The 21,948-nt window shown below is 40.3% G+C and carries 23 protein-coding genes and 1 other annotated feature; of the genes, 16 read left to right on the forward strand and 7 right to left on the reverse strand.

The window, feature by feature from the left end; all coding sequences use genetic code 11:
* Nucleotides 1-23 precede the first annotated feature (23 nt).
* From opp4A to LG330_RS07425, 4 genes are all read left to right on the forward strand, one after another.
* On the forward strand, nucleotides 24-1,775 hold the full coding sequence (gene opp4A, locus LG330_RS07410; protein WP_404408696.1) for an oligopeptide ABC transporter substrate-binding protein: 1,752 nt from the start codon (nucleotides 24-26) through the stop codon (nucleotides 1,773-1,775).
* 34 nt (nucleotides 1,776-1,809) lie between these two features.
* On the forward strand, nucleotides 1,810-2,775 hold the full coding sequence (gene opp4B, locus LG330_RS07415; RefSeq protein WP_404408698.1) for an oligopeptide ABC transporter permease: 966 nt from the start codon (nucleotides 1,810-1,812) through the stop codon (nucleotides 2,773-2,775).
* 18 nt (nucleotides 2,776-2,793) lie between these two features.
* The gene (opp4C, locus tag LG330_RS07420; RefSeq protein WP_404408699.1) at nucleotides 2,794-3,699 is read left to right on the forward strand and encodes an oligopeptide ABC transporter permease; all 906 of its coding nucleotides are present in this window, start codon (nucleotides 2,794-2,796) and stop codon (nucleotides 3,697-3,699) included.
* Nucleotides 3,700-3,792: 93 nt separating this feature from the next.
* Nucleotides 3,793-4,005, forward strand: coding sequence for a hypothetical protein (locus tag LG330_RS07425; protein ID WP_404408701.1), 213 nt, complete (start codon nucleotides 3,793-3,795; stop codon nucleotides 4,003-4,005).
* Nucleotides 4,006-4,008: 3 nt separating this feature from the next.
* On the opposite strand, the gene trpS is transcribed toward LG330_RS07425, so the two are convergent.
* On the reverse strand, nucleotides 4,009-5,004 hold the full coding sequence (trpS, locus tag LG330_RS07430) for a tryptophan--tRNA ligase (RefSeq protein ID WP_404408703.1): 996 nt from the start codon (nucleotides 5,002-5,004) through the stop codon (nucleotides 4,009-4,011).
* Nucleotides 5,005-5,067: 63 nt separating this feature from the next.
* Nucleotides 5,068-5,270 (reverse strand) — a binding site (T-box leader).
* A gap of 201 nt (nucleotides 5,271-5,471) precedes the next feature.
* Between trpS and LG330_RS07435 the strand changes: the two genes are divergently transcribed.
* The 6 genes from LG330_RS07435 (at nucleotide 5,472) to pepF (ending at nucleotide 12,291) form a co-directional block, all read left to right on the forward strand.
* Complete coding sequence (locus LG330_RS07435; RefSeq protein ID WP_404409530.1) at nucleotides 5,472-6,659, forward strand: putative glycoside hydrolase; 1,188 nt, start codon at nucleotides 5,472-5,474, stop codon at nucleotides 6,657-6,659.
* A gap of 176 nt (nucleotides 6,660-6,835) precedes the next feature.
* Nucleotides 6,836-7,408: a GNAT family N-acetyltransferase gene (locus LG330_RS07440; RefSeq protein ID WP_404408705.1), complete on the forward strand. Its 573-nt coding sequence runs from the start codon at nucleotides 6,836-6,838 to the stop codon at nucleotides 7,406-7,408.
* 274 nt (nucleotides 7,409-7,682) lie between these two features.
* On the forward strand, nucleotides 7,683-8,078 hold the full coding sequence (gene spxA, locus LG330_RS07445; RefSeq protein WP_039808451.1) for a transcriptional regulator SpxA: 396 nt from the start codon (nucleotides 7,683-7,685) through the stop codon (nucleotides 8,076-8,078).
* A gap of 393 nt (nucleotides 8,079-8,471) precedes the next feature.
* A complete protein-coding gene (gene mecA / locus LG330_RS07450; protein WP_404408707.1) occupies nucleotides 8,472-9,128 on the forward strand; it encodes an adaptor protein MecA in 657 nt (218 codons plus the stop codon).
* 72 nt (nucleotides 9,129-9,200) lie between these two features.
* Nucleotides 9,201-10,400 (forward strand): competence protein CoiA, encoded by a 1,200-nt coding sequence (locus LG330_RS07455; RefSeq protein ID WP_404408709.1) that lies wholly within the window; start codon nucleotides 9,201-9,203, stop codon nucleotides 10,398-10,400.
* 67 nt (nucleotides 10,401-10,467) lie between these two features.
* Entirely contained in the window at nucleotides 10,468-12,291 is a 1,824-nt protein-coding gene (gene pepF, locus LG330_RS07460; protein ID WP_404408711.1) for an oligoendopeptidase F, read from the forward strand.
* 85 nt (nucleotides 12,292-12,376) lie between these two features.
* Here the strand turns inward: pepF and LG330_RS07465 are convergent, their stop codons facing one another.
* The 5 genes from LG330_RS07465 to LG330_RS07485 form a co-directional block, all read right to left on the reverse strand.
* Entirely contained in the window at nucleotides 12,377-12,547 is a 171-nt protein-coding gene (locus tag LG330_RS07465) for a hypothetical protein (RefSeq protein ID WP_404408713.1), read from the reverse strand.
* 211 nt (nucleotides 12,548-12,758) lie between these two features.
* Nucleotides 12,759-13,622, reverse strand: a complete 864-nt coding sequence (locus LG330_RS07470; RefSeq protein WP_404408715.1) for a ClpXP adapter SpxH family protein — start codon at nucleotides 13,620-13,622, stop codon at nucleotides 12,759-12,761.
* Nucleotides 13,616-14,014, reverse strand: coding sequence for a globin (locus LG330_RS07475; protein WP_404408716.1), 399 nt, complete (start codon nucleotides 14,012-14,014; stop codon nucleotides 13,616-13,618). The genes LG330_RS07470 and LG330_RS07475 overlap by 7 nt, the downstream gene beginning before the upstream one ends.
* A gap of 113 nt (nucleotides 14,015-14,127) precedes the next feature.
* The gene (locus LG330_RS07480) at nucleotides 14,128-14,763 is read right to left on the reverse strand and encodes a lytic transglycosylase domain-containing protein (RefSeq protein WP_404408718.1); all 636 of its coding nucleotides are present in this window, start codon (nucleotides 14,761-14,763) and stop codon (nucleotides 14,128-14,130) included.
* 13 nt (nucleotides 14,764-14,776) lie between these two features.
* Nucleotides 14,777-15,343 (reverse strand): CYTH domain-containing protein, encoded by a 567-nt coding sequence (locus LG330_RS07485; RefSeq protein WP_404408720.1) that lies wholly within the window; start codon nucleotides 15,341-15,343, stop codon nucleotides 14,777-14,779.
* Between the two features lie 150 nt (nucleotides 15,344-15,493).
* Between LG330_RS07485 and LG330_RS07490 the strand changes: the two genes are divergently transcribed.
* The 3 genes from LG330_RS07490 to LG330_RS07500 are packed head-to-tail and all read left to right on the forward strand — an operon-like array spanning nucleotide 15,494 to nucleotide 17,863.
* Entirely contained in the window at nucleotides 15,494-16,171 is a 678-nt protein-coding gene (locus tag LG330_RS07490; RefSeq protein WP_404409532.1) for a GTP pyrophosphokinase family protein, read from the forward strand.
* Nucleotides 16,168-16,962 carry an NAD kinase gene (locus LG330_RS07495; RefSeq protein ID WP_039808459.1) on the forward strand — a complete coding sequence of 265 codons (795 nt, stop codon included), beginning with the start codon at nucleotides 16,168-16,170 and terminating at the stop codon, nucleotides 16,960-16,962. The genes LG330_RS07490 and LG330_RS07495 overlap by 4 nt, the downstream gene beginning before the upstream one ends.
* Nucleotides 16,940-17,863, forward strand: coding sequence for an RluA family pseudouridine synthase (locus tag LG330_RS07500; RefSeq protein WP_404408723.1), 924 nt, complete (start codon nucleotides 16,940-16,942; stop codon nucleotides 17,861-17,863). The genes LG330_RS07495 and LG330_RS07500 overlap by 23 nt, the downstream gene beginning before the upstream one ends.
* Nucleotides 17,864-17,866: 3 nt before the next feature.
* Here the strand turns inward: LG330_RS07500 and prpE are convergent, their stop codons facing one another.
* Nucleotides 17,867-18,610: a bis(5'-nucleosyl)-tetraphosphatase PrpE gene (gene prpE, locus LG330_RS07505; protein WP_404408725.1), complete on the reverse strand. Its 744-nt coding sequence runs from the start codon at nucleotides 18,608-18,610 to the stop codon at nucleotides 17,867-17,869.
* A gap of 160 nt (nucleotides 18,611-18,770) precedes the next feature.
* On the opposite strand from prpE, the gene mgtE reads away from it, so the two are divergent.
* The 3 genes from mgtE (at nucleotide 18,771) to LG330_RS07520 (ending at nucleotide 21,931) form a co-directional block, all read left to right on the forward strand.
* On the forward strand, nucleotides 18,771-20,141 hold the full coding sequence (gene mgtE / locus LG330_RS07510) for a magnesium transporter (protein WP_404408727.1): 1,371 nt from the start codon (nucleotides 18,771-18,773) through the stop codon (nucleotides 20,139-20,141).
* Nucleotides 20,142-20,426: 285 nt separating this feature from the next.
* A complete protein-coding gene (gene fabI / locus LG330_RS07515) occupies nucleotides 20,427-21,200 on the forward strand; it encodes an enoyl-ACP reductase FabI (protein WP_404408729.1) in 774 nt (257 codons plus the stop codon).
* A 290-nt stretch (nucleotides 21,201-21,490) separates the two neighbouring features.
* Nucleotides 21,491-21,931 (forward strand): hypothetical protein, encoded by a 441-nt coding sequence (locus LG330_RS07520; RefSeq protein WP_404408731.1) that lies wholly within the window; start codon nucleotides 21,491-21,493, stop codon nucleotides 21,929-21,931.
* Nucleotides 21,932-21,948 lie beyond the last annotated feature (17 nt).

Here is a 21,948-nt window from a genome sequence, read left to right on the forward strand (position 1 = left end):
TAAACCAATTTGGGGGGAACAAAATGAAAAAGAAGTCACTATTGCTGATGCTTACTCTTCTCCTGGTACTATCTGCGTTTCTTGCAGCGTGTAGTTCAGATGACAGTTCAAGCGAACCGGCAGAATCAGACAACAACTCAGCAGAAGAAGGTTCAGAAGAAGGAACTGAAGACGAAGAAGGTACAGGCGAAGCACAAGCTGGGGGAACTCTTACATATGGTGTAGACTCTCCACCTGAAGGTCTTTTCAACTGGGCATTCTACGGTATCGTAACTGATGCTGATATTCTTGCACTATTCGATGAAGGACTAATCGAATATGATGAGAACCTTGCACCACAGCCTAACATTGCAAGCTGGGAAACAGAAGATAACAAAACTTACACATTCACTTTCGAGCAGGGTGTTATGTGGCATGATGGTGTAGAACTTACAGTAAATGACTGGGTATTCGCACTAGAAACAATTGCTGATCCGGACTATGACGGTCCTCGTTATGCTAACGTTCAGACTATTGAAGGTGCACCTGCATACCGCGATGGCGAAGCAGACAGCATTTCTGGTCTAAACGTAATTGATGACTACACAATTGAAGTGACTTTTGACGAAGCACGTGTTAACAACCTTGTTAACGTTTGGGCTTACCCAATGAGCCGTGCGCAATTTGAAGGCATTCCTGTAGCTGAAATGTCAGCTTCTGAGCAGGTACGTTCTAAGCCAGTTGGTCTTGGACCATTCAAGGTTGACAGCATCACTCCAGGTGAAGCTGTTATCATGACGAAGTTCGAAGACTACTGGAAAGGTGAGCCAATGCTTGACGGAATCAACGTTCAGGTTATTGATAATACAACTACAGTTGGAGCACTTGGAAATGGCGATATCGACATGATGTCACTACAGCCGGTAAACGCTGCTGAAGTTGAAGAACTTGATAATGTTGAAGTTGTAACTTATCCAGGTCTTTCTTATTATTATGTTGGATTTAAGCTTGGAACATTTAATCCTGAAACAAACGAAATTGTTGAAGACAAAGATAAGTATGCTGATGTGAATCTGCGTAAAGCTATGGCGCACGCAATTGACCGTGAGGCATGGGTAGAAGCGTTCTTCTTCGGATATGGACAGCCTGTAAATGGTCCGGTTCCAACGAACCACTGGATCGCTGCAGACCCTTCAGACCTTGCAACATACGAATATGATCCGGAAAAAGCAAAAGAACTCCTTGCTGAAGCTGGATACGAAGATACAAACGGTGACGGATTCGTTGAAGATCCAAATGGTGAAGAATTTATCGCTAAATTCTCTCACTACGATACTGGTAACCCGACATTTGAAACACGTGCTCAGGCAATCGTTCAATTCTGGGAAGCTGTAGGTATCCAGACTGAGCTTGAAATGTCAGAAGTAAACCTTTACTACGATGACATTGAAAAAGATGCTGAATCAATTGAAACATTCTTCGGTGGCTGGGGAACTGGAACTGACCCGGATCCAACTGCACTATGGGGATCTGATCAGCTTTGGAACTACCCACGTTACAAGAACGAAGAGTCTGACAAGCTTCTTGCTGACGCTCTAAACCTTGACATCGTAGGTGATGATCAGGATGCACGTAAAGACCTTTATGTTCAATGGCAGCAAATGGTAGCTGAAGATGTACCAATGATCTTCATCGCTGAGCTTCAGGAAATCGTTGCTCTTAGCGACCGCGTACAGGGTGTTGAATATGACGTTTCTGGTCAGAACAGCCCACACGAATGGTCTATCGCTCAATAATAATTTGCAGTAAAGCTAGATAAGGAGAGTATCTATGTTAAAGTATACAATTCGCCGTATTCTCGGCATGATTCCAATGCTTCTCCTTATCTCCTTCGTAGTGTTTCTCCTGGCGAAAGCAATGCCAGGAGATTCGCTAAGCGGGGAGATTGATCCGAATAACACAGACCCTCAGTACATAGAAGAGATGCGTGAAAGACTCGGTTATAATGACCCGATTCCGGTACAGTATTTCAGATGGGTTGGCGGATTTTTTGAAGGTGATTTTGGAAAATCAACACGATATAAAGTACCTGTAGCCGACTTAGTAGCAGAAAGACTTCCTAACACGATATTCTTAGGTGTTACATCACTTGTAATTACTTATATTTTAGCCTTTGCAATGGGGATATATGCAGGAAGAAAACCATATACGTTTGGTGATAATTTAATAGGTGGAATTAATTATCTCGGCCTTGCCATTCCATCATTTATTGCTGCCGTGTTTGCTATTTATTTCTTCTCCTTTAACCTTGGCTGGATCCCTTATTCAGGCTCAGTAGATCCAACCCTGCAGCCCGGTACATTTGATTACTGGTTGAGTAGACTTCATCACGTAATTATGCCGGCTATTGTTTTAGGAGCACTGGCAACTGCAAGTTATACGCAGTTTTTACGAAATGACATTATTGAAAACAGCAGAAAAGATTTTGTACGTACAGCTCGTGCAAAAGGAACACCTACATCAAAGATCTATAATGTTCATATCATGCGTAACTCAATTATCCCGCTTATTACATTTCTTGGCTTTGATATCGCGACACTCATCAGTGGTGCAATTATTACGGAAACAATTTTCACTTATCCGGGTATTGGTCAGCTATTCCTGAACTCAGTAACCAACCGTGATTACCCGACACTGATGATTATTACAATGATGCTTTCAGCTCTGACTTTGATTGGGAATCTGATCGCTGATATTTTGTATGGTGTTGTTGATCCAAGAATCCGTCTGGACTGATAAAGGAGGAATTATTCAATGGTCAATGTTACCGCAGATTCAAATAAGTCACAGGAAAAAACCATTAATATGTCTCCTTGGGCAATCGCCAGACGTAAGTTTTTAAGGAACAAACTGGCTATGACAAGCAGTTTTTTCCTGCTGACAGTAATTATCGTATCGTTTTTAGCACCTTTTATTACAACAGCTGATATTTCACAGGTCAATATTATGCAAATGACCCTTGAGCCAAGCAGAGATCACTGGCTTGGTACTGATAAATCTGGACGTGATGTATTTACACGTCTATTGTACGGTGGACGTGTATCACTGATCGTCGGAATGTCATGTACACTGTTAGTTGTATTATTTGGAACAATTGTTGGTTCAATTGCAGGTTTTTATGGCGGAATTGTCGATTCAGCTCTCATGCGTTTCACTGATTTCGTCCTTAACTTCCCATTTCTAGTTTTCGTTATCGTACTTGGTGCAATCTTCCGTGAATATGTAGATGGTCTGACAATTCTGATCGTCGTCATCAGTATACTCAGCTGGGGAGGCGTGGCCCGTATTGTAAGAAGTAAAATTCTTGCCGAGAAAGAAAACGAATATATTCTCGCTGCAGTATCAATTGGATGTAAGCCATCAAAAGTAATTATTAAACACCTGTTACCAAACGTATTATCTACAATTATCGTTCAGTCTACCATTTTATTTGCGACACTGATCGTTGCTGAATCAGGCCTGAGTTACCTGGGCTTTGGTGTGCCGGCGACAATTCCGAGCTGGGGCAATATGCTTTCAGCTTCTCAGGAATCTGATGTTCTTGCAAATAAACCATGGATCTGGATGCCACCAGCCATCATTCTGACAGTGACCATCCTGTCAATTAACTTTATTGGTGAAGGTCTGAAGGATGCGTTTAATCCTAAATCTATCCGATAAAAAGCAGGCACCTCTTCTAAGAAGAGGTGCTTTTTCATTTCCTGGGAAATGTTTTTTCATCGAACCGCATAGGATATAAACGGGGTGTTGATTGTGATTAGAGTATTAATTTATATTGCCGGGTTTATATTACTCAGTACAGGATTTTTACACAGCATGATCTTCCTGAATTTAATTCCTTCAGGCAATTCCACGATGGAGTACATAAAATATTTGTTTAGCCATTCAGAGACATATGGGATTCCTGCCGGAGCATTGCTGATTCATTTATCGACAATAAAAAAATCCGGCAATCGCCGGATTTAATGTCTATTTCTTTTTACGCTTTCTGCCAAGACCCATTGCTGTTTCCATTTTTTTAACCATCTTATCTGCTGTGAAGTTTGCCTTTTCAGCACCAAGGTCAAGTATGTCATCCAGCTCCTCAGAGTCCATCAGCTCATAATAACGATCCTGAATTGGTTTAATATGCGCTACAACAACTTCAGCCAGTTCCGCTTTAAAGTCACCATATCCTTTACCCTCATAAGCTTCTTCAATCTCTGCGATTGTTTTGCCGGATAATATTGAATAAATAGAAATCAGATTTGAAATTCCAGGCTTATCTTCTTTGTTGTATTTAACAATACCTTCAGAGTCAGTTACTGCACTTTTAATCTTTTTTACAATCTGCGCAGGCTCATCCAGCATAGAGATAAACCCTTTTTTATTTGCATCAGACTTACTCATTTTCTTCAACGGATCCTGAAGGGACATGATTCTTGCACCGGTTTTTGGAATTCTGACCTCAGGAATAGTGAAGATGTCATTATACTTTCTGTTAAATCGTTCAGCCAAATCTCTCGTCAGTTCAAGGTGCTGCTTCTGATCCTCTCCAACCGGTACAATATCCGTTTTATATAGCAGAATATCTGCTGCCATTAATGGGGGATAAGTCAGCAGCCCGGCTGAGACACCGTCTTTACCTGATGACTTATCCTTAAACTGTGTCATTCTCTCAAGTTCCCCTATATATGATACGCACTGTAACATCCATCCTGCCTGAGCGTGAGCAGGTACTTCTGATTGAATGAACAGTGTAACCTTCTCAGGGTTGAGGCCTACTGCAATATACATTGCAGCAAGACTCTTAATGTTTTTTCTTAATTCCAGACGGTCCTGAGGCATCGTAATTGCATGCTGATCTACTACACAGAAGTAACAGTTATAGTCATCCTGGAGATCAACGAACTGCCTCATTGCACCAATATAATTGCCAAGTGTGATGGTTCCACTCGGCTGAATGCCTGAAAAAATCGTTTTCATAAAAATTCCTCCTTTAATTAGACACACAAAAAATCCGTCCCTTCCTATTAATCGATGTTAATAGGAAGGGACGGATTTTCCGCGGTGCCACCCTTATTGCAGTTGAATACTGCCACTTAAAGCTCATAACGCAGAGCGGTACGCTAATCGCTTTTGACGATCAGAGCTCAAAAGTCCATTCACTGAAGTTTAAATATCTGCTTGCACCAACCGCAGACTCTCTGGAATTTAACTCAACAGCTACTACTCTTTATCATTGCCTGTAATATATAAGGTCCTTTTATTATTATAAGCCAGATAGCAAAAAGGAATCAATGATTTTTCAGTTTCACAGGAAAATTAGAAAAAAATATGTCATTTCAGAAATTTTTAACAAAATAATTCAATATGACGTTTCTTTTACGATTATTACTTGTTAGAATTATAAGGTACATAAAAATGAGTTGGTAGGAGAGGTATACGTGTCATTGAAATACATCGCAACTTCTGCAAGCGCTGCACTTTTAGCTATTACAGTTTTCAGCACTGACGCAAACGCAGAAACACAACACGAAGAGCATCAAATAAGAGAATTTATTGAAATGCAAAAGGGTTTCCCGGAATCAATGCCAAGATTCGTTTATGACTCAGGATTATCTTTCGAATATCCGGATGCGGTAAGAGGAATTTACGTGACTGGGCATTCAGCCGGTGGAGAGAGATTCGAAACGCTACTGGATTTAATGGATAACACAGATTTAAATGCAATGGTCATTGACGTGAAAGAAGATCACGGTTATTTAACATATACGCCTGAAGAAGATTCAGCTTTTACAGAAATCGGTCAGCCGTACATAAAAGATATGCGTGAAATGCTTGAGACGCTCGAGGAACATGAAGTTTATCCGATTGCACGTGTCGTTGTATTTAAAGATTCAGTGTTAGCTGAAAAAAGACCTGATCTTTCATTCCAGGAAAATGGGCAGGTATGGGCGAATGGACGGGGAGAATCTTTTGTTAACCCGTTTATGAAAGAGGTATGGGATTACAATGTGGACATTGCAATTGAAGCAGCAAAAATGGGATTCAAGGAAATTCAATTTGATTATGTCAGATTTCCTGAAGGCTTTGAAACCCGTGATGATGTATTAGAATATGGTACTGGTGATTACGTGGATGATGGCAGTGACGACACAAATGAAAGAGTCGATGCTGTAACTGATTTTGTAGAATATGCTTCAGATCAGCTGGAGCCTTATGATGTAGATGTTTCCGTGGATATCTTCGGATACTCTGCAACGTTACCTGAAGCACCGGGTATCGGTCAGAACTTTAACCGTATTTCTGAGCATGTTGATGTGATTTCATCAATGATTTATCCAAGTCATTGGACATCTTATTTCGGTATTGATAAGCCGGACTTAGAGCCTTACAACCTGATTTCAGAGTACGCGAAGGTCGAAAATGCAAAACTTGCTGAACTTGAGAATCCTCCTGTATCGAGACCATGGATTCAGGATTTCACTGCATCATATCTTGGTGCGGGGAATTATCTTGTGTACGGGCCAAATGAAGTTAAAGCTCAAATTGATGCACTTTATGACAATGGAATTAACGAATTCCTTTTATGGAATGCAGGTAACACATATACAGGTGGAGTAGACTACTTGCCATAACACCAGGAGTTACAGCTTAGAAGCCGGCACGCTTATTTAGTGCCGGCTTTTTAAATTTATTTATGGAAAATGGTTTAAAGATTTCAAAATAGGGAAAAGTATAAAAGTTATTAAACCTCATTATATAACCTCACGATACTCAACTCAAATCTTCATGATCTGAAAGGGGATCTACTATGCACTGGTATGAAAAACTGAAAGATTATTTTCCAGTAGAGGAAATGAAATCACGTGAACATATGGAAACGCTTTTAAAAGAAAGAAGTGATATTTATCATAAAGATGAAAGTGAAAAGCATGTGCTCATGTTTGTGGAGACAAAAGACTTTATCTTTATCGATTATTTATTCGTTTCAGGTGCTGCAAGAGGTGAAGGTCTTGGTGGCAAACTGATTCAACAATTGAAGGATAAAAATAAACCGATCATTCTTGAAGTGGAACCGGTTGATTATGAAGATACAGATACGGAAAAGCGCCTCCGTTTTTATAAACGGGCAGGATTCCAGCATGCAACTTCAATTGGTTATAACCGGAGATCGCTTGCTACAAATGAAGTAAATACAATGGAGATTTTGTATTGGGCTCCCGGTGATGAGAGTGAAGAAGTTATTTATGAAGCAATGAAGAAAACGTATGAGGATATCCACACGTATAAAGATAAAACTTTTTACGGTGATGAGTACGAACCGGTTGATCAGGTGCTTAAAAAAGACCGTGAAAATGCAGAAGATGTGCTGAAAGAGATCTGATATTTTCAATTAAAATATTTTAAATGAGAATGTATAGAACGAATTGCTAAACAGATGTTTAACTTATTGATATGTGGGAATAACTATAATAAGGTTGAAATATATAAGTTTTCATCACATATATATGACAATTTCGTTAAGAGCCTATTCAAAACATACTTATTTGTGTATAATGAATTCAAGATATCTTTTTAAAACGATTTTAATCTAGGAATTGATCGTTTAAGATATTGAAGGATAAAAATTTTTAAATTCGAGGGAGTGTGAATGGTTCATGGTAACGTTGTTCACTTCACCTAGCTGTACATCGTGCAGGAAAGCTAAAGCCTGGTTGGAAGAACATGAGATTCCATATACAGAAAGAAATATCTTCTCTGAACCGTTAAGTATTGAGGAAATCAAAGAAGTGCTTCGAATGACTGAAGATGGAACTGATGAGATCATCTCTACAAGATCTAAAATCTTTCAAAAGCTTAATGTCGACTTAGAATCTCTGCCACTGCAGGATCTATTCGAACTGATCCAGGAAAATCCAGGATTACTCAGACGTCCAATTATTATGGACGAAAAGCGTCTTCAGGTTGGATATAATGAAGATGAAATCCGCAGATTCCTGCCTAGAAAAGTGCGTACATTCCAGCTTCTTGAAGCGCAAAAAATGGTAAATTAATTTTCATTAATAGTTAATAAAAAAGACTTGTCCCATTTTCGCAATAGGACAAGTCTTTTTGTATAAATGTGTGCTTATTTCAAGCTCTCTTAAGCAGCTTGCCAGTCAATTCCACAGTTAAAAATGAGTTTGCCGGTCAGTTAATCAGCCTCAATGACAGCGGTTTAAAGTTTTAACTTCTATAAGCTTCACTGCTTGAAATAATTGACGTAATAGTCTACACTCAAATGACAATCCTTATAATAATTAGACGCCATATAATTTCCCTTTATGGCAGAATTATCATACAATATAAGAGTAGAAAGATCACCCTATTCTTTGAGTCCGATTGTATTACCTATGACTAGGGGGGAGATTCCCTTCATCCAACACATAGGAAGGGAGAGTTGAAAGATGGAAATTGAACGCATTAATGATCACACTGTAAAATTTTATATTTCTTATGGAGATATAGAAGACAGAGGATTTGACAGAGAAGAAATCTGGTATAACCGAGATAAAAGCGAAGAGCTCTTCTGGGAAATGATGGATGAGGTTCATCAGGAAGAAGATTTCACTGTAGAAGGTCCGCTTTGGATCCAGGTACAGGCTCTTGAAAAAGGTCTTGAAATCCTTGTTACAAAAGCACAAGTAACAAAGGATGGGCAGAAATTTGAATTGCCGATGCAGGATGATAAAAACAGCGCCGGTCTTTCCAATCAGATTGAGGATTATCTTGATCAGCATTTTGATATGGAAGATGAGCAGCAGGAAGAAATGGAAATGAAGCTTGTCATGCGTTTTCAGGATTTCGAGGATGTTATTGCGCTGTCAAAAAGATTTGAAACAGAAGATCGCTTAATCACAAAGCTGTTCTCTTATGAAAACCACTATTTTATGTATATTGAATTTCCTGAAAACCAGTTTGAAGAAGATGACTTTGAAAATATCTCAAGTCTTTTGTATGAGTATGGTAAAGAATCAAATGTTACCGTACACCGCCTTGAGGAGTATGGAAAAGTGATTATGAAGGATCAGGTATTCAAACAGATTGTTGAATATTTCAACTAAGAGTTTTACTGTACTGTTCGCTTTTTTAAAGCGTCAGTACAGTTTTTTCATCGTTAAAAAAGGAGAGAGACTATGCTGATAGCAGAAACCCCGCTTGGCAAACCTATTTCACTATACCTCGCAAGACATAACAGCCCTTTGATTACTCATCTGAGAACTCAACCACTTATATGTCCGTCCTGTAAATCTTCAGTGATCATAAAATCCGGCGAAAAAGTAATGCCACACTTTGCACATAAGTCAAAAGCAGCCTGCAGCGGTTTCTCAGAAAATGAATCAGTTTTTCACCTTCATGCGAAAACCGCTTTAAATCACTGGTTTTCCCAGCAGTCCTTATTTACAGAGCTTGAAAAAAACTATCCTCAAATTAAAAGAAGGACTGATATTAGTGTGCAATATTCAAAAGCCGAATTTGCCATTGAGGTGCAGTGCTCACCAATTTCTGCAGATATACTGCAATTAAGGTCTGCCGATTACCGTAAAATTGGTATCATCCCATTCTGGATATTACCCTCAGAGTTTATACAGAAAGCCTCTATGGTAAAGCTGAGTTCTTTCCACCAGCAATTCATTAGGTACTCACCCGCTACCGGTCAATACTATCTTCTGACTTATTCCCCTGTATCACAATCATTTACAATTTATAACCATTTAACCCCGCTGAGTAAAACGCTCTTTCTAACCAGTTACAACGTTATTCTACAAAATACAATCAATTTCCCCTCGTTTCCAATTAAACGATTTCATATGACTGACAAGCTTTACGCAGTCCACTTGAAAATGAATGAGAAGTGGCTCCTGAATTTATTGAAATATCGCAGAAGTGTCAGAGATCCTCTGATGCGAAAACTCTATGAGACAAATCTGCCCCTGTTTGAAGCGCCGCCGTGGATCGGACTTATGTTAAAAAACAACATGATTTTCTCATGTTCACCGATGGAATGGCAGATACACCTTTATGTAATAATGAAAAAAGAGAAAGTGTTTTATAAACAGCAGTTAATAAGTGAACTGAAGCAGCTCATCCATTGGAGAGTTTTGCATGTAAGATCCATATTAGAGCCATTACCTGAACATATTTATACTGAGGCTGTTGAAGAGCTCATAAATGTATTATCACAATGTGAGATTATTGAGAAAAACAGATCTGGGTATGTATTAGACGAAACAATAGCATCTCAGCAAATAAATGCTCAAAACAGATCATATCACCTGAATAACTTCCATCATCAAATGAAAAAAGTCATCATACAGGAATATAATAGAAGATAGTTGCAACTTGATTTAAAAAGAGAGAAAATAAAGAAAGTTCGAGTAATGAAATGATAGGGGGAGCAATATGTCTAGTCAAGCAGTAAAGAAATTAAAAGAAAGAAACGAAGTACCTGAAGAATTGACCTGGAACCTTGAAGCGATCTTTGCAACAGATGAAGAGTGGCATAAAGAGTATAAAGAAGTGCTTGAGGAGTCTAAAAAAGCTGAAAATATCCAGGGAACCCTTGGAAACAGTGCAGATTCTTTCTATGAAGCGCTTAAGTTTCAGGACGCAGTGATGGAGCGTCTTGAAAGACTTTATACATATTCACATATGCGTCATGATCAGGATACAGGCAATTCAACCTATCAGGGGATGGATGACCGCGCAAAAAATCTCGTTTCCCAGGTGAGCAGTGCATTTGCATTCATGCTTCCTGAGATCTTATCGATTGAAGAAGAGAAAATTCACCAGTTTCTTCAGGAAAAGTCTGAGCTTGAAACGTACAGACACTCATTAGAAGTATTGAATGCTCAACGCCCCCATGTTCTGACAGCTGAAATGGAAGGGTTGATGGCAGAAGCATCAGAAGTATTAAATGGATCTGCTAATACATTTGGTACATTAAATAATGCGGACCTGACTTTCCCGACAATTAAAGATGAAAACGGGGAAGAGGTAGAGGTCACACACGGCAGATTTATTAACTTTCTTGAGAGCGGAGATCAGCGTGTCAGACGTGATGCATTTAAAGCAGTATATGAGACGTATGGGAAATTCCGCAATACATTTGCTTCAACACTTGGCGGACAGGTGAAAAAAGATAACTTTAACGCAAGAATCAGAAAGTATCGTTCTGCAAGACATGCTGCTCTTTCAAACAACAGCATACCTGAGGATGTATACGAAAATCTGACAGGTACGATTAATAAAAACCTTCATCTGCTTCACCGCTACGTGAAACTGCGTAAAAAGGTGCTTGGCCTTGATGAGCTTCATATGTATGATCTTTATACGCCACTTGTAAAGGATGCTGCAATGAAGGTGCCTTATGATGAAGCGAAGCAGCTGATGACAGATGGTTTGAAGCCGCTCGGTGATGAATACCTGAATGTAGTGAAAGAAGGCCTTTCAAGCAGATGGGTTGATGTAGAAGAGAACAAAGGAAAACGAAGTGGCGCTTATTCTTCAGGTGCATTCGGCACTAATCCTTATATCCTGATGAACTGGCAGGATAACGTGAATAACCTGTTCACATTGGCGCACGAGTTTGGTCACAGTGTTCACAGCTATTATTCAAGATCAAATCAGCCATATCATGATAGCGGATACTCAATTTTTGTAGCTGAAGTGGCGTCTACATGCAATGAGGCACTATTAAATGACCACCTGCTTGCGACAATTGAAGATGAGAAGAAGCGTTTATACATCTTGAATCATTTCCTGGAAGGTTTCAGAGGAACTGTCTTCAGACAGACGATGTTTGCTGAATTTGAGCATAAAATTCATCAGATGGCCCAGGACGGGGAAGCGCTGACCGCTGACACGCTCACAAAGGAATATTACGAGCTGAATAAGAAATACTTTGGGGACGACCTGATTGTAGATGAGGAAATTGGTCTTGAATGGGCGAGAATTCCACACTTCTACTATAATTATTATGTATATCAGTATGCGACCGGCTATAGTGCTGCAACTGCGCTGAGCAAAAAGATTCTGGATGAAGGGGAGCCTGCTGTAGAGAAATATATTAATGAATTTTTAAAAGCAGGAAGCTCTGATTATCCAATCGAAGTACTTAAAAAAGCAGGAGTCGATATGACAACTGCTCAGCCGATCGAGGAAGCGTGTAAGGTGTTCGAAGAAAAGCTGAACGAAATGGAAGCACTGCTCGACCGTTTGAATTAATTCGAGTGATGAGTTTCTAATTACATTTAAAATTATTACTGAAGCCTGAGACACCTCTGTCTCAGGCTTTTTCATCTCACATAAACTACCTCTTAAACCGCCTCGGCTGGTAAAATGTCCATAAGAACAAAGTAATAGCAGAGAACAAAAATAGTGATGAGAGCGTAACGGAATAGATCTCCAGCAATGCAAACAGATGATAAATGAAAGCTGAAGGAATAAGGACAATCAGCAGAATGTATCTGAATAACTTCATAACAGGCGCCTCCTGCTAATAAATATATGAACATCCTGCAAATTTAAAACCGATTGACTTGTCACACTTGTAAATACATGATAAGATAATGGTGTGAAATTGATCACATACAAACATATACCCCTTTGTTTGACCGTGAAAAATTTCTCCCATCCCCTTTGTTCGTAAGAAAAGGCCCTCACATTTGTGAGGGCCTTTTCGTTATGCAAAATTAAAAAATATAACGCCAAAACGTACCATTTACTGCTTCGATTTTCTCAATCTTATTCGTAAACATCAGTTTCTTCAGCTTTTTTTCAGCTTCTTTTATCGAAATATCATAAACTTCAGCTACTTCAACTGTCGCAGCAATTTTGAATCTCATTAAAAACTCTTCAACAGATGGTAATTCCTTTTTAACAGGCTTATCTTCAAGCATCTGTTCAACAACCTGAGAATAAATTTCGTATGGGTATAAACCGTCTACTTTAATGCCTTCATCCTCAATATTTTCATTAAAGAATACTAAAGTGGGTGTGCTGTGGACCTCCATTTCACTTGCGATCTTTACATCACATTGAAATGCTTTAGATGCAGTCGCTGAGTGCATATCATGAGTGAATTCATCAAGATCCAGTCGTGACTGCTCTGCACACTTCAGTAGTACATCATAATCTGAAATATTTTTCTGCTCAACAAACAGCTGTTCCTGAATGGATCTTAAAAATCTGCTGCCTGCTTTTTTCCCCTGCATTTCCGCAGCCTTCACAGCAACTGATGCCAGGAAAGGAGATTCTACAGGGTTTTTCAGCCATTGGTTACCATTGCAGGGCATTCCGGATTTTTTAGCTGTTTCATTCCAGGATTTTGCGATTTCTTTGCGCTGTTTTTCAGTCTGGCAATTTAGTGTATCCAGACTGCTGCTTAGGATATGCTTGATTCTTACATATGGTTCGTATTCCAATAAAAGCTTTTTGATTTTTGGTTCAAGCGCCCAACAATCTGAACTGAGTGGATCTATGAATAAATAAATTTCCAAAGGCTTTTGGTCTTGATTATACCAGCTTGCGTCTGTCCATTTTTTCGCACTCACCATTGATCACCCTCATGTTCAGGCGTATTGACCATATGCTTTGCTGTCATCGCAAGGCGGTAATACAATGCGTCTCTGAACTCTCCCTCCAGACCGGTTTCATCCATGGCATCATTCATACAGCTTAGCCATGCATTGGCCCGGGATGGTGTAATCACATGAGGCAGGTGTCTGGCTCTTAGCATTGGATGACCGTGTTCTTCAGTATAAAGCTGAGGTCCTCCGAGATACTGTGTCAAAAACTGTTTTTGTTTTCTTGCAGTTTCAGTAAGGTCATCAGGAAAGATTGATTTAAGTTCAGGATGATTGCCAACTCTGGTATAAAAAGCGTTAATGAGTTCAGTTAGTTTAGCTTCACCAATATATTCGTATGGTGTTCTATTCTGTTCAGTCATGAAAAAACCCCTTTACGCCCGTAGTTCGAATGTATAACTATTGTAGCAACCGACCATTCTTTTCTCAAATAGTTCGCTTGAGGACAAATTAAAAACGCCTGAAAACAGACGTTTTAAGATAAATAAGTATCCATTACTTTTCTCACGTAATTGGTTGTTTCCTTAAATGGTGGAATCCCGTTATATTTATCTACATTGCCGGGTCCTGCATTGTATGCAGCAAGTGCGAGCTTTGGATCCTGGTTGTATTTGTTCAGCATATCCCTCAGATATTTAACTCCGCCATTTACGTTTTCTACAGGATCAAAAATGTTTTTAACGCCAAGCCATTTTGCAGTACCCGGCATCAGCTGCATTAATCCGGAAGCACCTGCATGGCTGACAGCATCAGGGTTAAAATTGGATTCATGCTGAATGACTGATCTTACAAGCTTTTCAGGTACCTGATACTTCTCGGAAGCGGTTTTAATGATCTGGTCGAGCGGCTTTGACCGTGATGAAGCGGCCTGAGCTGTCGTTTCAATAGGAGATTGAATCGGTAATTGGGTCGTTGGGGACTGAAGCGGCATGGCATTTTGCAATTGATGCTGTTCCACAAGACTTGCTACAGATCCGAGCTGATTTGGATTCACATTCATACTCTGCTGCATCAGCTGAAAAAAGTTTTGGGCACTTGTCTCCGGGTTCTCTGATCCGAGTGTACGCATTGCCCGCATTTGCATCAGCTGATTGATCGAGTCAATATTCATGGTTCTCCTCCTTTTACTTAAAGCGTGCTTTATAAAACCGTTTAATTTTATTATCGGTATCTCTTACCGGAATTTTGTAGGACGTTAGTAATGACAGGAAATTTTCTTTTCCTTCAGCATAAGAAGGTACTTCATATTCCAGTTCGTAATCCTCGTGTCCAAGGTAAGTGCTGTGATCAAGCACGAGTAAACCGCCTTTATATTCCTTTTCAGTCCGGCTTGTCTCAAGTGATCCAAAGTGCACAATATCCTGTGGCGCTATATTCATCAGCTTTAGTAGTTCAGCAATTTCTCCTCCGATCAGACCGCCGCCTGAGAGCATGTCCTCGGTATCTAGTCTCGAAATTGACTGATGGGTTTCAAGTAAACCTTCTTCTACAGGTTGTTTCAGCGTGAGTGTTAGCTTTCCTGATTTTTCACGGATTCTCAATGCGGAATGAGCATCTTTCAGATGAAAAAGAGGGGTATCAAAATAATGATTGACCTGCTGAACCGGTTCCTCCATTTCAAAATCCTGATAAAGCTTTATATATTCGTTTTTAGTTAGCAGATTTTTAAATTCTATTTCGAGCTCCTGCACAGTAAACGCCCCTTTTCGTTAATACTCACATTATGGAGTGTTTCTATTGAAAATTCAATGGGAAGGTGAAAGCGGCGGGGCTCTGTGATAAAATGTAAAGGCAACTATTGGACTGGAAAAACCTGAGTTAGACAAACTTACGGGGTGATGCTGATGAAATGGGAAACATTTCTTGAGCCTTATAAACAGGCTGTAGATGAATTGAAAATTAAATTAAAAGGGATGCGCACACAATTTCAACTTGAACAAACTCATTCCCCGATTGAATTTGTAACAGGAAGGGTAAAGCCCATTGCAAGCATCTTAGATAAAGCAAGGGAAAAAGAGATTTCAGAGCATGAATTTAACCAGCTTGCCTATCAGATTCAGGATATCGCAGGGCTAAGAATGATGTGTCAGTTTGTAGATGACATTGAAAAAGTGGTTAAACTGCTGAGACAGCGTAAGGATTTTATGATTGTTGAGGAAAAGGATTATATTTCGCACAAGAAATCAAGTGGATACAGATCCTATCATGTTGTCATTGAATACCCCGTGCAGACGATTAATGGTGAAAGAAAAATTCTTGCTGAGATTCAGATCAGAACGCTTGCCATGAATTTCTGGGCGACAATTGAGCATTCATTAAATTATAAATACCAGGGGCAATTCCCTGAAGATATCCAAAACAGACTCCAGCGTGCTGCTGAAGCGGCTTTCAGACTTGATGAAGAAATGTCTGAGATCAGAGAAGAAATACAGGAAGCGCAGGCTTTCTTTCAGAAAAAGAAAGAGAACCAGCACAAGGATCACCGGAAAAATGAATGGAATGGAGGAGAGACACGATGAAATTTGCTATCACATCTAAAGGTGACGCAAAATCAAATGCACTGATGCATAAGATGCGCACTTACTTGAAGGATTTTAATCTCGAATACGATGAAAAGGAACCTGAAATCGTAATATCGGTCGGTGGAGACGGTACACTGCTTTACGCTTTCCACCGGTACAGCTCCCGTCTGTCCAAAACAGCTTTTGTCGGTGTACATACTGGTCACCTCGGCTTCTATGCTGACTGGGTGCCTGATGAAATAGAAAAACTTGTGATTGCAATTGCAAAAACACCTTATCAAATTATTGAATACCCTTTGATGGAAGCGATTATCCGCTATAAAAATGGAGGACGTGAAACACGCTACCTCGCATTGAATGAATCTACTGTTAAAAGTGTGGACGGCACGCTCGTCATGGACGTTGAAATCAGAGGTCAGCACTTTGAAGTATTCAGAGGGGACGGGCTTTGTCTATCTACACCTTCAGGGTCCACTGCCTATAATAAAGCGCTCGGCGGTGCAATTATCCATCCATCGTTGCCTTCAATTCAATTAGCTGAAATGGCATCCATTAACAACAGGGTTTTCAGAACAGTCGGCTCTCCACTCATTATGCCGGCACATCATACGTGTATGTTAAAACCGGTGAACCGTTCTGACTTCATGATTACAATTGATCATTTGACACTCGTTCATAAAGATGTGAAATCTATCCAGTATCGTGTCGCTGATGAAAAAATCAGGTTCGCAAGGTTCAGACCATTCCCATTCTGGAAAAGAGTACATGACTCGTTCATTGATGGATAAACGTTTAATGATGGAGTGGATAGTAGGAGCAGAAGAACATAACTTACTGCTGCGTGAATATGTAGGACTTAAAGGTATTTCAAAAAGGGGTCTGACAGCTATTAAATATGATGGTGGCGGAATCTTCTTAAACGGTGAAGAAGTAACAGTGAGAAGGAGATGTCAGACGGGGGATCAGGTGAAAATTTATTTTCCGCCGGAGACCAGAAGCGACTCCTTAATCCCTGAAGATCTGAACCTGGAAGTATTATATGAAGACGACTGGCTGCTGGCCGTCTTTAAGCCGGCTGGCATGAATACAATACCTTCGCGTGATGCTCAGACCGGCTCACTTGCAAATGCGCTGGCAGGCTATTATGACGGGCAGGGGATCGCAGCTGGGATTCATATTGTCACCAGGCTCGACAAAGATACGTCAGGGGTCGTGCTTGCTGCCAAGTATGCGCACATTCATCACCTGCTCAGTGAGATGCAGCAGTCAAATCTGGTGAATAGAGAATATATTGCAATTGCTGAGGGGACGGTTTTACAAGACTCGGGTACAATCGATCAGCCGATTGCACGTGAACCGGGCAGTATCATTACAAGAATGGTGGACAGCGGAGGCAGACGTGCAGTGACTCACTTTAAAAAACTGTCTGCAGGTGACCGGCATACAATGTTATCTTTCAAATTGGAAACAGGCAGAACTCATCAGATCAGGGTCCACGCGTCCTGGCTTGGTCATCCGCTTGCAGGTGATGATTTGTATGGTGGAAAGTGTGACTTAATAGGAAGACAGGCCCTGCACTGTAAAAAGCTGACACTGGCTCATCCGGTTACCGGGGGAAACCTTGAAATAAACTCGCCCTTGCCAGCTGATATAGTAGGACTGATGAAGAAAGTTAACATAAAAGGTTAAATTTTATATCAGCTCATCATCCCTGAACTTTTCAGGATTATAAGTCTTTGACGATTGAACAGAGATGATTTCCATTTCAGGATATCTGAGAGCGGTCAGCTTGTTACCGAATACAGCCCCGGTATCAATATTAACAGTGCGATTTTTAAACCTTGCCTCATGAACAGGTGTATGACCGTAAACAACCCAGGGTTTACCTTTATAATGCCTTGCCCAGTCTTTTCTGACAGGCAGGCCTTTTTCATTTTTCTCTCCGGTAATATCACCATACAGTACAAAAACAGCTACACGTTTATTGAACTGGCCGATATCTTCCTCTCTGATGCCGGCATGTGCAATCACCAGCCGCTTATGATCGAGCACATGATACAGTGGTGCTTCTTCATATAGTGTTAAAAATTGTTCAGTGACTTCTTTTCTATCTTTTTCAGAAAGCCGCTCAAGCTCAGCGGCAGTGGTCTCAAGTCCATGAATCAGTTTTACATTATTCCCTTTAAGATAGCGGTAAAGCTTATTACAGTGATTCCCGGGTACATAAAAAGCATGATGTTCTTTTACCACACAGAAAACATCTCTAATAACCTGCACTGAATCAGGACCTCGATCTGTCAGGTCACCGACAAATGCGAGATGCCTGCCTCCGGGATGGACAGGCAAACCGGTTTCCCAGGAATAGCCAAGCTTTTTCGTTAAAGAAACCCACTCATCATGACAACCATGAATATCACCAATAATATCTATTTGCATGTCTGCCTCCTTAAGGGTAAAAACCATTGATTTTTTTAATAAAAAGCGATATCTATATAAAGTGTGCTTATTTATATCCGATTATTTCTCAGTGTACCATCTGTCAGACGTAAATAACACTTAACGGCTGCTTTGCCAGAAAGAAAGGAGTGTGGATTAAATGGCTGAACAGGAACTAGAAAAAGAAACAGTTATTGATGAAGACTATTTAATAAAATCGCTTGAAAATAATGAGTTTGATGTGTTTAGGGACGAGTACTTTAATCTGCATCCTTATGACCGGGCCCAGTTTTATTTCAGGTTGAACCCTCGGCAGCGGGTGAAAATTTATGAATATCTATCTCCTGAAGAAATGGGAGAAATTATTGAAAATATCGAAGCGGACGATGAGGATTATGAACCGCTTTTTGCTGAAATGAATGCCCAGTATGCTGCAGATACACTTTCACATATGTATACGGATGACGCAGTAGACGTATTGAATGAATTAAATAAAGATCAGGCAGCCAGTTATTTAACGATAATGGATCAGGACTCGGCAAAAGAAATAAAAAACCTTCTTCATTACGAGGAATATACTGCCGGTTCCATCATGACCACGGAATTTATCTCAATTCCTGAACATTCAACCGTCCGCTCAGCAATGGCCATTCTAAGAAATAAAGCGCCGGATGCTGAAACGATTTACTATACGTTCGTTATAAATGAAGACAGAAAGCTTGTCGGAGTTGTTTCACTCAGAGATTTGATCACATCAGAAGAGGACCGATTGATCAAAGAAATTATGTCAGACAGAGTTGTGTCTGTTTCAGTGAGTGAAGATCAGGAAAATGTCGCGAGAATGATGAAAGATTACGACTTTCTTGCGTTGCCGGTTGTGGATTTCCAGCAGCATTTGCTCGGGATCATCACTGTCGATGATATCATCGATGTTTTAGACGAAGAAGCTTCTGATGACTACTCCAAGCTTGCCGGGATCTCAGATATGGATTCACGTGACCGGACACCAATCAGAGCAGCAAGAAAGCGTCTGCCATGGCTGATCGCATTATTATTTCTCGGTATGCTGACAGCTAACCTGATCGGAAGCTTTGAAGATACGCTTGAACAGGTAGCCATTCTCGCCGTATTCATCCCACTGATAGCAGGGATGGCAGGAAATACAGGAACACAGGCACTTGCTGTCGCAGTCAGAAGTATTGCTACAGGTGATATAAAAGATGAGAGTAAGATGAAACTTATTATGAGAGAAGCAGGTACAGGTCTGATCACCGGTACAGTCTGCGGTATTCTGGTTACAGGGATCGTATATGTCTGGCAGGGTTCATTTTTCCTTGGACTTCTGGTTGGCTTCTCGATCTTTGCATCATTGATCGTTGCAACACTTGCAGGGTCACTCGTGCCGCTTGTTATGCACAGGTTCAACATTGACCCGGCCGTAGCATCAGGCCCGTTTATCACAACGATTAACGATATTATCAGTATTTTGATTTACTTTGGAATCGCTACAACGTTTATGAGTTATCTTTAATTTAGTATTTAAATGATGTTAGTTTCTTAATAACATATTAATTAGGTACTAAATGGAAGTAGAGGTGAGCGGAGGGAGCGTAAGGCGGCGACGCCAGTGGCGGAAAAGGGGCTCACCGCATGCCCGCAGAAAGCATCCGCCTGAAGCTCAGCGAACCAGTTAAAGAGAGTCGGGCAAATCCAGCTCTCTTCTTTTCTGTAAGTTAGATAAACATTGCCTCCATTCATTTAAATGTGTTAAGTTAGTATCAGGTACTAATAACTTGTTCTAAACAAGGAGGACAAAATGAGCTTATCATTAGAAGGAAAAACAATTGTTGTAATGGGTGTTGCCAACAAAAGAAGTATTGCCTGGGGGATTGCAAGATCACTTGATGAAGCCGGCGCAAATTTAGTTTTTACATATGCAGGAGAACGCTTTGAAAAACCTGTGCGTGACCTTGTCCGCACATTAAAGGGTAATCATGAATTGATTTTGCCATGTGATATCACAAATGATGAGGAAATCAAATCATGCTTTAAAACGATTAAAGAAAATGTCGGTACAATCCACGGATTTGCACACTGCATTGCATTCGCTGTCAAAGAAGATCTGCAGGGTGAGTATACAAATACGAACCGTGATAATTTCCTTCTTGCACATAACATCAGCTCGTATTCACTGACTGCTGTTGCGAAAGAAGCACGTCCGCTAATGACAGAAAGCGGAAGTATTGTGACACTGACTTACCTTGGTGGAGAGCGCATCCTACCTAATTACAACGTAATGGGTGTAGCTAAAGCTTCACTTGAAGCAAGTGTCCGATATCTTGCAGGTGACCTGGGTAAAGATAATATCCGTGTCAACTCAATTTCAGCAGGTCCAATCAGAACACTATCAGCTAAAGGAATTAATGACTTTAACTCAATTTTAAAAGAAATTGAAGAGAAAGCACCTCTAAAACGAAATACCACGCCTGAAGAAGTGGGCGATACTGCAGCATTCTTATTCAGTGACTATTCACGCGGAATGACTGGAGAAAACCTTCACGTAGATTCGGGTTATCATATTGTAGGTTAATCAAAAGGCTTATCGGCATTTGCTGATAAGCTTTTTTTGCTGTCTCAAGAGGGTTGGCTTAGCATCGGCATAGGGGAAATGACCCTAAGTGGTGAACATGATGGGTTTTGCGTCGATAAACGCATCTAAGTCGCGAACCTCAGATTTTATAAGCCGAAAACCGGTTATTTCCCATTGAACATTCACTATTTCCCGTCGAACCTTCAAAACACAACGCCAACTCATAATGTTGAATACTACTCATACATCGTACATATAATGAATCACTAACCGTTAAAGGGAGTGAGGTATTGCACAAAAAGGGGCGTCCGCTTCTTTATGTCAACCAGCCGGAGTTTCCTGAAATTAAGCCTGTCATGCAGCACTACTATCAGGCCCCGTCAGTTCATGAAAAAACACCTGTTAAAAAAGCAAAAGTAGCCCCACTTGGGTATGTAGAAGAAACTGCCATTGAAAAACCTCCACCGATTGAAGTTGAACGTGAGAAAGAAAAATTTACCTTTAAAGAACTTAAGCCATTTAAAAAAATGAATCTTTCTGAAAAACTGGAATACCTTGGGGCTTTTGAAGGAAGGAGAGCCCCATTTCAGTGCCGTTTTCTAAAAGATGATGGCAGTGAAATTTATGGTGTGCTATCAAATCAGGATCAAAACAGTGTTATAGTCAAAACACTTAAAGGTGAAGGTGTCAGTATAAGCACAAACGAACTGAATGACATTACGATTTATTAAAACTTAATTCCGCATGC

Origin of the sequence: Jeotgalibacillus malaysiensis (assembly GCF_044789845.1) — a bacterium.
GTDB lineage: Bacteria > Bacillota > Bacilli > Bacillales > Jeotgalibacillaceae > Jeotgalibacillus > Jeotgalibacillus malaysiensis_A.